The organism is Streptomyces sp. NPDC054841, assembly GCF_053611045.1.
Genome location: NZ_JBSGZO010000274.1, coordinates 1 through 11,415, shown reverse-complemented (window position 1 = coordinate 11,415; position 11,415 = coordinate 1). Strand labels below are relative to the sequence as shown.

The following is an 11,415-nucleotide window of genomic DNA, read 5'->3' as shown; positions in this document are numbered from 1 at the left end:
CTCATACTGGGCGTATTCGGGCGATCCGACAACGCAGCGAGGTGCCGTAGCTGTCGTCGTGCGCCCGCCGGGGATTACGGGACAGCCCTTAGGTCCTGTCCGGGCGATCTTCGAGGACCAGGCCGCGGCGTCAGATGCATGGGGTCTCCCCCGGCCCCCTGGGGCCGAGGGGACGCATCGCAAGGCGGAGGATCGCCCTCGTACTGGGCGTACTTGGGCGACTCCGACAACGCAGCGAGGTGCCGTAGCTGTCGTCGCGGGCCCGACAAGATCGCCCGGACAGGGCCTAGGCGGCCGGCCCCTCAGGGGGGTGGGCCGCTCACGCCGTGCGATCGCAAGCCGCTCGTACACGTCTGCATCTACGTCTACATCTGTATCTGCATCCGTGTATGCATCCACGTCCGCCGCTCACTCCGCGGACAGGCGGAACAGTGCCCAGACGACCTTTCCGGTCAGTGGCCCGGCCAGCGGGTGCCAGCCCCAGCTGTCGCTGAAGGAGTCCACCAGGAAAAGCCCCCGGCCGCATTCGGCGGAGTCCTCCGCCTCGCCCGCGACGGGGCTTTCCTTGCTGGGGTCGCGCACCGCGCACACCAGCCGGCTCGTCCAGCGCATCAAGTGCAGCCGCACGGGCGGCTCCTGATCACGCGGAGTGTCCGAGGGGAGGGCGTGCCGCAGTGCGTTGGTGACGAGTTCGGAGACGACGAGAGCGACATCGTCGAAGTGTTCGTTCAGCTCCCACCGGGTGAGTGTTCTGCTCGTGAACTTCCGGGCGCCGCGCACAGCTTCGTACCGGGCGGGAAGAGTGCATGAGGCGGAACTGGAGACGGCCGCGGGATCGATCGGCGGAAGGCCCTGCCGTAACGGCTCGAGCATGGTCGATCCATTCGTTCCCATGCGAGGCACTCCCGGGAATCGCGGCTGTGACGCTACAACACGAACGAGCACGAACGAGTACGCAGGTGCGCGGGGTCCATGGTTCCGAATGCGTACATCAGATGCAAGGGCAGATGCACGTGCACGCGCCGGACCTGTCCGAACCCGTGCCGGTTCACGCTCATATCTTCCCTGCGCTTCTTTCGCCCCCTTCTCAAAGGCGTCTCATTTCCGTAATCGAATGAGTACGGGCTGAAGCGTTTTGGTGGCAGAATCCGGGGCTCGGGGTTCGGGGGTGCCCCGAGACAGCGATGGCGAAGGGGAGGGTTGGAGACGTGACTGCAGTGGAGTCGTGGGGCTACCCCCGGGCCGATGGTCCTGGCGGAGGGTCTGTGGTGCGCCGCATCCTGCTTGGCTCGCAGCTGAGGCGGCTGCGTGAGTCGCGCGGCATCACCCGCGAGGCCGCGGGCTACTCGATCCGCGCATCCGAATCCAAGATCAGCCGTATGGAGTTGGGAAGGGTGAGCTTCAAGGCCAGGGACGTCGAGGACCTCCTCACGCTCTACGGCGTCATCGACGAGGCGGAGCGCGCCTCACTGCTCGGCCTGGCCAAGGAAGCCAATGTGGCGGGCTGGTGGCACAGCTACGGCGATGTGCTGCCCGGCTGGTTCCAGACGTACATCGGCCTGGAGGGCGCCGCCTCGCTCATCCGGATCTACGAGGTCCAGTTCGTCCACGGCCTGCTGCAGACCGAGGCGTACGCGCATGCGGTCGTCGCGCGCGGTATGCCCGGCGCGCCGAGCGCCGAGATCGACCGCCGGGTCGCGCTGCGGCTGGAGCGTCAGAAGGCGCTCGTCTCCGAGCGCGCACCTCGCTTCCACGCCGTCCTGGACGAGGCCGCCCTGCGTCGTCCCTACGGCGACCGGGCCGTGATGCAGGGCCAGCTGAGGCATCTGATCGAGGTCTCCGAGCAGTCGAACATCACCCTTCAGGTCATGCCCTTCAGCTTCGGCGGCCACGCGGGTGAATCCGGGGCCTTCACGATGCTGCGCTTCCCGGAGTCGGACCTCTCCGACATCGTCTATCTGGAGCAGCTGACCAGCGCGCTGTACCTCGACAAGCGCGAGGAGGTCGCGCAGTACGAACGGGTGATGGAGCGCCTCCGGCAGGACAGTCCGGGCCCGGCCGAGAGCCGGGACCTTCTCCGTGGTCTCCTCCAACTCACCTGACTGGCCAGTACGATGACGTGGCATCAGGCGAACCGGTAACTGCATCTCCATCTGCATCTGCATCTTCATCTGCTTCCGCGGCGGTAAGGGATCTCATGTCCTCCTTCTTCAGCGATCTGGCACTCCAGTACATCGATGGCGAATGGCGCCCGGGCAGCGGCTCCTGGGACATCATCGACTTCAATCCGTACAACGAGGAGAAGCTGGCCTCCATCACCGTCGCCACAGCGCACGAGGTGGATGAGGCCTACCGGGCCGCGGAGCGCGCGCAGAAGGAGTGGGCGGCCACCAACCCGTACTCCCGCCGTGGGGTCTTCGAGCGCGCCCTGAGGGTCATAGAGGACCGCGAGGAGGAGATCTCCGAGGCGATCGTCGCCGAGCTGGGCGGGACCCGTCTGAAGGCGGGGTTCGAACTGCACCTCGCCAAGGAGTTCCTGCGCGAGGCGATCCAGCTGTCGCTGCGCCCCGAGGGCCGCATCCTGCCCTCGCCGGTCGACGGCAAGGAGAACCGCGTCTACCGGCTCCCCGTCGGCGTCGTCGGCGTCATCAGCCCGTTCAACTTCCCCTTCCTCCTGTCGATCAAGTCGGTCGCGCCGGCGCTGGCTCTCGGCAACGCCGTGGTGCTCAAGCCGCACCAGAACACGCCGATCTGCGGCGGATCCCTGGTGGCCAAGGTGTTCGAGGACGCGGGCCTGCCCGCCGGACTGCTGAATGTCGTGATCACGGACATAGCAGAGATCGGCGACGCGCTGATAGAGCACCCCGTCCCGAAGGTCATCTCCTTCACGGGCTCCGACCGGGTGGGCCGCCACGTCGCGACCGTCTGCGCGGCGAACTTCAAGCACGCCGTCCTCGAACTCGGCGGCAACAGCGCCTTCATCGTGCTCGACGACGCCGACATCGACTACGCCGTCGACGCAGCCGTCTTCAGCCGTTACGTGCACCAGGGCCAGGTCTGCATGGCGGCCAACCGCATCCTGGTCGACCGCAAGGTGGAGCAGGAGTTCACCGAGAAGCTGGTCGCCAAGGTCAAGACGCTCAAGGTAGGCGACCCCGCCGACCCGCAGACCCACATCGGCCCCCTCATCAACTCCCTGCAGGCCGAGGCGGTGTCGAACCTGGTCGAGCAGTCCGTCGAGGCGGGCGCGACGGCCCTGCTCCGCGGCCGGACCGAGGGCAATGTGGTCTCCCCGTCCGTGCTGACCGGCCTGGCGGCCGACTCGCCCGTCCTGTCGCAGGAGATCTTCGGCCCGGTGGTGCTCCTCGTACCGTTCGACGGGGAGGAGGAGGCGATCCGGATCGCCAACGACACGCCGTACGGGCTCAGCGGGGCCGTGCACACCGGGGACATCGAGCGCGGGGTGGCCCTCGCCCAGCGGATCCACACCGGAATGATCCACATCAACGACTCGACCGTCCACGACGAGCCGATCGTCCCCTTCGGCGGCGAAAAGGCCTCCGGCCTGGGGCGGCTGAACGGTGAGGCGATGGTCGAGGTGTTCACCACCCAGAAGTGGATCTCGGTGCAGCGGGGACGTTCCGTCTTCCCCTTCTGAGAATTGTGCCCGCGGGAGACTTGCGGACAGAAGCTGACCGCAAAGGTCCGTAGCTTGGGAGTTGTCAGGGCGGCCGCACGAGCGGCCGCACCAGCTCCCATGCGAAGGCGGACATCATGGTCACTCACGTTCCCGCAGAGGCCCAGGGCGACGAGCGCGGCGCGCTGCTCAGCTTTGTGGAGGCGCAGCGTGGCGCGATCCGCCGGTCCGTGCTCGGTCTGACCGAGGAGCAGGCGGCGAGCCGCCCCAGCGCCAGCGAGCTGTCGCTCTCCGGTCTGCTCAAGCATGTCGCCGAGACCGAGCTGAACTGGCTGCGGATGGCGCAGCAGCGGCCGAACGAGAGGCAGCGGACCGAGGAGACCTGGGCAGACAGCTTCCGGCTCGTCGACGGCGAGACGATCCCGGACACGCTGGCCTTCTGGGACGGTGTGGCCAAGGAGACCGAGGAGTTCATCCGCTCCGTGCCGAGCCTGGACGACTCCTTCCCGCTGCCCGAGGCGCCGTGGTTCCCGAAGGAGGGCCGGGTGTCCATGCGCTGGCTGATGCTGCATCTGGTCGAGGAGATCGGCCGGCACGCGGGCCACGCGGACATCGTCCGCGAGTCGCTGGACGGGAAGAACTCGTTCGAGCTGGTGGCGCTGGAGAGCGGCCAGAGCTGGAGTTAGGGCCTGTCCGGCGCAACGGTCCGGGGCGACGGCCCCGGGCCCGGACACGGTGCTCGCCGGACCTCTCCCTCATGCGTGCGCCCTGGCCCTGCCCCACGCTTGAAGCATGAGCGAAGAAGGAGCAGTGGCCCCGGTGGTCGTCCTCCGTGTCATCCCGGGTGATCCACCGTTCCGTATGGTGGAGATCAACGGGGTCGCGGCGGGGATTGCGCGCGACATGCTGGACGTGATCCAACTGGCGTACGACGCGGGACTGAAGCACGTCGATCTCGACGATCCCGCGCACGTGAGATGGGTCGGCGGCGGCAAGTACAAGTGGGTTCCTTAGCGCGCGTACCCTAGTCAAAGTTGAATAGAAGGGGTGCGCGCACATGTCAGCGATCCGGCTTCTGGTCCTCGGGGCCGTGCGACAGCACGGGCGGGCGCACGGCTATCAGGTCCGCAACGACCTGGAGTACTGGGGTGCGCATGAATGGTCGAACGCCAAGCCCGGCTCGATCTATCACGCGCTCAAGCACATGGCGAAGCAGGGACTGCTGCACGCCCATGAGATCGCGCCGTCCACGGCCGGCGGCCCGCCGCGCACCGAGTACGAGATCACCGAGAGCGGCACCAAGGAGTTCTTCGCACTCCTGCGCGAGGCGCTGACCTCGTACGACCAGAAGATGGACGTGCTCTCGGCGGGGGTCGGCTTCATCGTGGACCTGGAGCGGCACGAGGCCGTGGAACTGCTCCAGGAGCGGGTGCGCGGGATCGAGGAGTGGCGCGCGGCGGTCACCGAGTACTACACCCCCGAGGACGGGCCCGGACAGCTCGGCCACATCGGCGAGATCATGAACATGTGGGTCCACTCGGCGGACGCGGGAGCGGCGTGGACGCGCGGTCTGATCGAGCGGATCGAGGGCGGGGCGTACACCTTCGCGGGGGAGGGTGGGTCGTTTGTGGGGGTGCTCGCCGAGGGGCAGGAGAACCCCTATGCGACGGGTGTCCCGCACGAGGGCGATCAAGAGTAATCAAGTTTGACCAGCAGTCGTCGTGATCACCGTCGGCTACGCGATCGGCCGGCGCCGGCACGGCGGCACCGCGGCCTTCCTTGCGACCGCCTGGCCGGCGCTCCTGATCGCGGTCTTCTTCCCCTGGGCGGTGCGGCGCTTCGCGCGGCTGAGCCGCTGACTTCTCCCGGGGGGTGCGTGGCACCCCCCGGCCCCGCTCCGCTCAGTGGTGGAAGCTCGTCGCCGCCGATCTGTCCTTGCTGAGGGGGGCGCTCTGGGCGCGGAGGTCGGGGAGGATCCGGTTCAGGTCCTCCATCAGCAGCGCCGACAGGTCCGCCGAGAAGCCGTTGCGGCAGACGAAGCGCAGGACCGACAGGTCCTCGCGGTTCGGCGGGAAGGTATAGGCGGGCACCAGCCAGCCGCTCTCCCGCAGCCGGCGCGAGACGTCGAAGACGTCGAAGTTCTTGATGTCCGGAGCCGTGGTGACGGCGAAGACCGGCAACTCGTCGCCCCGGGTGAGCAGTTGGAATTCCTCGATCCTCCCGATGTGGTCCGCGAGGCGTCGCGCGACGTCCCGGGTCGTCTGCTGCACGGCCCGGTACCCTTCACGGCCGAGCCGCAGAAACGTGTAATACTGCGCCACGACCTGGGCTCCCGGCCGCGAGAAGTTGAGCGCGAACGTCGGCATGTCGCCGCCCAGGTAGTTGACCCGGAAGACCAGTTCCTCGGGGAGATCCTCCGGCGAGCGCCACAGTGCCCATCCCACCCCCGGGTAGACCAGCCCGTATTTGTGCCCGGAGGTGTTGATCGACGACACCCGCGGCAGCCGGAAGTCCCAGACCAGGTCCTCGTCCACGAACGGCGCCACCATCGCCCCCGACGCCCCGTCCACATGGACCGGGATGTCGAGTCCCGTACGTTCCTGCAGTGCGTCCAGCGCCGTGCAGACCTCCCCGACGGGCTCGTACGACCCGTCGAAGGTGGAGCCCAGGATCGCGACCACTCCGATCGTGTTCTCGTCGCACAGATCGGCCGCCGCCTGCGGGTCGATGTGGAAGCGGTCGCCCTCCATCGGGACCAGCCGCGGCTCCACCTCCCAGAAGTTGCAGAACTTGTCCCAGCAGACCTGCACATTGACGCCCATGACGAGATTCGGCCGGGCGCCGGGATACCGGTCCGCGTTGCGCTTCGCCCACCGGCGCTTCAGCGCCATCCCGGCGAGCATGCACGCCTCGCTCGACCCGGTCGTCGAGCAGCCGACCGTCGTCTCCGGGGCCGGTGCGTGCCAGAGGTCGGCGAGCATCGCCACACACCGCCGCTCCAGTTCGGCCGTACGCGGGTACTCGTCCTTGTCGATCATGTTCTTGTCGCGGCACTCCGCCATCAGCACCCCGGCCTCCGGCTCCATCCACGTCGTCACGAACGTGGCGAGATTCAGGCGCGAGTTGCCGTCCAGCATCAGCTCGTCATGGACCAGTTGATAGGCCGTAGCGGGCGCCATCGGCCCGTCCGGAAGCTGGTGCTTGGGCGGCGCCGAGGTCATCGACCCGGTCGGATCGGCCTCCCCGTAGAAGGGATTGAGCGAGAGCCTGCGCCGCTCCGGGCTTTCCTCGCGGTCCGTTCCGCCTTTGTGCAGTGCCATGTCCGGTCGCCTTTCCAAGCAGGGATGTGCCGTCGTCTTTCAACGCAGGGATGTGCCGTCGTCGTGGAGTTGCATCAGCGGCCGTCCGGTCACCAGCAGCCAGGCCGGCAGCACGGCGACGCACAGCAGCGGGAACACGTGCTGGTCGGCGGCGAGAATGGCCGCGGTGAACAGGCTCAGCCAGCCCTGCCGGGTGATCGCCAGCAGGATGCCGAGCACCGCGCAGACCACCCCGAGCGTCGGATGCACCTCGGGTACGAGCGCGCTGACGCCCAGCCCGAGCGCGACCCCGATGAACACCGAGGGGAAGATCCGTCCGCCGCGGAACCCGCACGCCGCCGCGACCGTGAGCGCGGCCAGCTTGACCACCGTCATCAGCGCGAACTGCCGGGACGACCAACCCGTGGGGTCCGAGGCCAGCACCTTCATCTCGTCCAGGCCCTTGAAGAGCGTCAGGCTCCCGCCCAGGGCCCCGAGCAGCCCGAGCACCAGTCCGCCCGCACCGATCATCAGTACGGGGTGCCGGAGCTTCCGGAACGCGGCATGGGCGTACGGGAACGCGTACACGGCCGCCATGCCGACCAGCGCGCCCAGCGAGGAGACCGCCATCGCCGCCGGCACATCGCCCCAGCGCGATCCCCCCAGGTCGGGCAGCGCGAGATCGAACGTCGGGTGCGCGATCAGTTCGGTGGTCAGCGCGCCGGCTCCGCCGGCGATGAGCGGGGCGAACAGCTTGTCCCAGAGCGCCCCGGGTGCCGGGCGCGCCGCCATGCTCTCGGTGAGGATCAGCGCGGCCGCCACGGGCGTACCGAAGAGCGCGCCGATCGTGCCCGCGGCGGCGAGGCCCGCCCACAGGTCCGCGCCCGAGCCGTGCATCGCCTTGCGGCCGAGCCAGGCGGCGAGCGCGATGTTCGCGGCGGTGATGGGGTTCTCCGGGCCGAGGCTGACCCCGCCGGCCAGCGCGAGCGCGGAGGCGAGCAGCAGCCCGGGCACCACCGGGGCCGGCAGCGGGGGGTCGACGAGCCCCATCGTGGCCGGATCGGGCCCGGCGTGCCCGTACACCTTCCACACCACGAGCCCCACGGCCAGGCCCGTCGCCGTCAGCACGGCGATCACCCAGAGCGCCGAATAGGGGCCGATACCGATTGCGTCGGGCAGAACCTCCCACAGGACGTTCTTGAGCTGCTCCGAGACCGCGGTCACGCCCAGCAGAAGCAGGCTCGAGGCGACTCCGACGACGATCGCGGGGAGGATCAGCGGCAGCAGATCGCGCGCCGGGGTGGCCGGCGGGGCGTGCTCGGTCGTCGTCACGGGCCTCACGATAACGGCACAAATCGCCCGTAAGGCGCGAAATTAAAGGGCGTGCGCCATGCGTGGCGTGAGGACCGAAGCCGTTGTGCGTACCCCTGGCCCGACCGCGGACCGCCGATGGTCCCGGTGGCGCCGTCACGTCCTGGCGATCACCACGGCCGTGCCGTAGGCGCACACCTCCGTGCCCACGTCCGCCGCCTCCGTCACATCGAAACGGAACATGAGCACGGCGTTCGCGCCCCGCGAGCGCGCCTGTTCGACCAGCCGCTCCATGGCCTGGTTACGGGTCTGCACGAGGGTCTTCGTCAGGCCCTTGAGCTCACCGCCGACCATCGACTTCAGGCCCGCGCCGATCTGGCTTCCCAGGTGCCGCGAACGCACCGTCAGCCCGAAGACCTCGCCGATCACCTGCTCCACCCGGAAGCCCGGGACGTCGTTCGTTGTGACGACCAGCACATCGGAGTGAGGGCCCTGCCCGCCGCCGTACTCATCAATACCCATGGCCACAGCCTTGTGGCCGTCCGTTCACCTCGCATCCGGAGAGGACCGGTGGAACCCGTCACCACCCGGATGCGTTGATAGTTTTGGGCACTCGCCACGTCGATCGACCAATCACACAGGAGCCCGGACCTCGTGAACACCCTTGCGCTCGGACCGAGCTGGCTGGACCCGGACTATCTGATCACCACCTTCGGCCTGATCGGCGTACTCGCCATCGTGTTCGCCGAGTCCGGTCTGCTGATCGGGTTCTTCCTGCCGGGCGACTCGCTGCTGTTCACCACGGGCCTGCTGGTGACCGCGGACAAGATCGACGTACCGCTGTGGATCGTCTGCGCCCTCGTCGTGCTCGCCGCGATCATCGGCGACCAGGTCGGCTATCTCTTCGGCCGCAAGGTCGGGCCCGCCCTCTTCAAGCGCCCGGACTCCAAGCTCTTCAAGCAGGAGAACGTGGAGAAGGCGCACGAGTTCTTCGAGAAGTACGGCCCGAAGTCGCTGGTCCTCGCCCGCTTCGTACCGATCGTCCGTACGTTCACGCCGATCATCGCCGGTGTGAGCCGGATGAACTACCGCTCGTTCCTCACCTTCAACATCATCGGCGGTGTGCTCTGGGGCGCCGGAGTCACGCTCCTCGGCGCCGCGCTCGGCAACGTCGAGTTCGTCCACAAGCACATCGAGGCGATCCTCATCGCCATCGTGCTCATCTCGGTCGTCCCGATCGCGATCGAGTTCCTGCGCGCCCGCTCCAAGGGCAAGAAGCAAGCCGCGGCCAACCCGCCGGCCGAGCCCCAGGGAGCCCAGTCCGCCCAGCGCGGCCGTCACGCCAAGCGCTGAGGACGCACCTTCGTTCGGGACTCGGTTCGCCTCCGGGGCGCCGGCTGAAGCCGCCAGGGCGCCAGGTCCTGTCCCGGTCCCGGACAGGCCCTAGAAGCCGCGCGTGCGCTTGGCCGCGCGGCGACGGCCCGCGGCGGCCGGGCTGCGCAGGAACATCCGGGCGATCTCACCGCCCAGGTTCACCCCGATCGCGATGGCCAGTGCCAGCGCCGCCGCCCTGGCCAGCGAGGCGAAGCCCTGGTCCATGTTGTTCTGCGCGATGTGCAGGACCCCGAAGTACGTGGCGCTACCGGGCAGCAGCGGGCCGATCGCCGCCGTCACGTACGGCAGTGACGAAGTGTGCTGGTAGCGCGCCAGGAGCTGCCCGAACAGACCCACCAGACCCGCCGCCACGGCCGTCGCCAGCACCGACGACCCGCCCGCCGTCACCGCGATCGCCGCGTAGACGACCCATGCGACCCCGCCGTTGAACGCCGCGATCAGCACGGTGGAACGATCCTGTTGCAGCAGTACGGCGAAGGTCAGGCACAGCACCATCGACGCCAGGATCTGCACCACGGGCCGCTCGACGACGCTGAGCGCCCCCTCGGGAGTGAGGTTCGCCTCGAACTGCACGCCCACGTACAGCACCGTCAGCACCCCGACGACGATCGCCACGAAGAAGTAGGCGACCTCCAGCAGCCGGGCCGAGGCCGTGATGTAGAAGCCCGTCAGCCCGTCCTGGACGGCCGCCACCAGCGCCCGCCCCGGGATCAGCGCGAACAGCCCACCCGTGATCACCGCGGAGGGCCGCAGGTCCGCGTGGAGCGCACTGAGCGCCACCCCGATCGCGGCGGGCGGCATCGCCGCCACCACGAACTGGTAGAACTCCGGCAGTCCGCGCCCCGCGCAGAGCCACGCCAGCCGGTCGCCCAGCATCGCGCCGACCGCCGCTGCCAGGAACACCAGCGCCCCGCCGCCCACCAGCACGGACGCCGCGCCGGCCAGGACGCCCGCGGCGAGCGTGAGCACCCAGCCGGGATACGGATGCCGGTTACGGCGGATCTCGGCGAGCCGCCGGTACGCCTCGTCCAGCTTGACTTCGTGGTCCTCGCCGCTGATGTCGGCGACCAGTTGGTAGACGGCGGTCAGCCGGGTGTAGTCGGTGCCCCGGCGGCGTACCGTCCGGTTCGCCGTCACCGGGTCGTCGACGAGCGAGGGCTGGTACGTGATCGACAGCAGCGTGAACGTGACCGTGGGCTCGCAGTGGTCGAGCCCGTACGAGCTCGTGATCGCGAGCATCGCCGCCTCGACGTCCTCGGCACCCTCGCCGCCCGCGAGCAGCAGCTCGCCGATGCGCAGGGTCAGGTCGAGCACGCGGGGTACGGCGGGCCCGGCCTCGTCGTGCCGCTGCACCGGCTCCGGCAGCGGCCGCTCGCTCACGGGGATCCGCAGCATCGTGCGCATCCGGTCCTGCCACGGCGCGTCCTTCGACAGCTGGATCACGGGCATGCCGTGGGCCGGGGTGTAGACGGGCGGCGACTCCCGGGTGCGGTACGTGGACGGCGGCGCGAACGCGGAGCCCCCGGGCTCGGCGAAGGGCTCCGTCGACAGGCCGTCGGGGACGGCGAACTCCGAGGACGGATGGTCCTCCTCGGGCGGCCCGGGCTGCTCCACGCCCTCCGGTGGGACGAAGGCGCTGTGCGCCTCGTCCGACTGCGGCTTCCGGTCCTCCACAGGACCTTCCGGCTCCGCCACCACCGCGCTCTCTCCCGACTCTCACCGACGCATCCGTGTGCGGCAAGTATGCGACGGGCGGTGCACCCCGTGTGGGGT

Annotated in this window: 12 protein-coding genes; 7 read left to right on the top strand and 5 right to left on the bottom strand. The window is 69.0% G+C overall.

Going from position 1 to position 11,415, the window contains the following annotated elements; translation table 11 throughout:
• Positions 1-408: 408 nt before the first annotated feature.
• Entirely contained in the window at positions 409-894 is a 486-nt protein-coding gene (locus tag ACWGI8_RS29020; protein ID WP_453665315.1) for an ATP-binding protein, read from the bottom strand.
• A gap of 374 nt (positions 895-1,268) precedes the next feature.
• Here ACWGI8_RS29020 and ACWGI8_RS29015 point away from each other — a divergent pair, with 374 nt between their 5' ends.
• The 6 genes from ACWGI8_RS29015 (at position 1,269) to ACWGI8_RS28990 (ending at position 5,496) form a co-directional block, all read left to right on the top strand.
• Positions 1,269-2,102, top strand: coding sequence for a helix-turn-helix domain-containing protein (locus ACWGI8_RS29015; RefSeq protein ID WP_453665316.1), 834 nt, complete (start codon positions 1,269-1,271; stop codon positions 2,100-2,102).
• Between the two features lie 95 nt (positions 2,103-2,197).
• On the top strand, positions 2,198-3,658 hold the full coding sequence (locus tag ACWGI8_RS29010) for an aldehyde dehydrogenase family protein (RefSeq protein ID WP_453665314.1): 1,461 nt from the start codon (positions 2,198-2,200) through the stop codon (positions 3,656-3,658).
• 116 nt (positions 3,659-3,774) lie between these two features.
• Entirely contained in the window at positions 3,775-4,323 is a 549-nt protein-coding gene (locus tag ACWGI8_RS29005) for a DinB family protein (RefSeq protein ID WP_453665312.1), read from the top strand.
• Between the two features lie 106 nt (positions 4,324-4,429).
• Positions 4,430-4,651, top strand: a complete 222-nt coding sequence (locus ACWGI8_RS29000; RefSeq protein WP_453665310.1) for a hypothetical protein — start codon at positions 4,430-4,432, stop codon at positions 4,649-4,651.
• 43 nt (positions 4,652-4,694) lie between these two features.
• Positions 4,695-5,336 (top strand): PadR family transcriptional regulator, encoded by a 642-nt coding sequence (locus ACWGI8_RS28995; RefSeq protein WP_453665309.1) that lies wholly within the window; start codon positions 4,695-4,697, stop codon positions 5,334-5,336.
• A 22-nt stretch (positions 5,337-5,358) separates the two neighbouring features.
• A complete protein-coding gene (locus ACWGI8_RS28990) occupies positions 5,359-5,496 on the top strand; it encodes a hypothetical protein (RefSeq protein ID WP_453665307.1) in 138 nt (45 codons plus the stop codon).
• A 42-nt stretch (positions 5,497-5,538) separates the two neighbouring features.
• On the opposite strand, the gene ACWGI8_RS28985 is transcribed toward ACWGI8_RS28990, so the two are convergent.
• From ACWGI8_RS28985 to ACWGI8_RS28975, 3 genes are all read right to left on the bottom strand, one after another.
• Positions 5,539-6,957 carry a glutamate decarboxylase gene (locus ACWGI8_RS28985; protein WP_453665305.1) on the bottom strand — a complete coding sequence of 473 codons (1,419 nt, stop codon included), beginning with the start codon at positions 6,955-6,957 and terminating at the stop codon, positions 5,539-5,541.
• 39 nt (positions 6,958-6,996) lie between these two features.
• Entirely contained in the window at positions 6,997-8,268 is a 1,272-nt protein-coding gene (locus ACWGI8_RS28980) for an ion channel protein (RefSeq protein ID WP_453665303.1), read from the bottom strand.
• A gap of 135 nt (positions 8,269-8,403) precedes the next feature.
• Positions 8,404-8,769, bottom strand: a complete 366-nt coding sequence (locus tag ACWGI8_RS28975; protein WP_453665301.1) for a YbjQ family protein — start codon at positions 8,767-8,769, stop codon at positions 8,404-8,406.
• 132 nt (positions 8,770-8,901) lie between these two features.
• On the opposite strand from ACWGI8_RS28975, the gene ACWGI8_RS28970 reads away from it, so the two are divergent.
• Entirely contained in the window at positions 8,902-9,600 is a 699-nt protein-coding gene (locus ACWGI8_RS28970; RefSeq protein WP_453665300.1) for a DedA family protein, read from the top strand.
• Positions 9,601-9,690: 90 nt separating this feature from the next.
• On the opposite strand, the gene ACWGI8_RS28965 is transcribed toward ACWGI8_RS28970, so the two are convergent.
• Positions 9,691-11,340, bottom strand: a complete 1,650-nt coding sequence (locus tag ACWGI8_RS28965) for a threonine/serine ThrE exporter family protein (RefSeq protein ID WP_453665299.1) — start codon at positions 11,338-11,340, stop codon at positions 9,691-9,693.
• Positions 11,341-11,415: the final 75 nt, after the last annotated feature.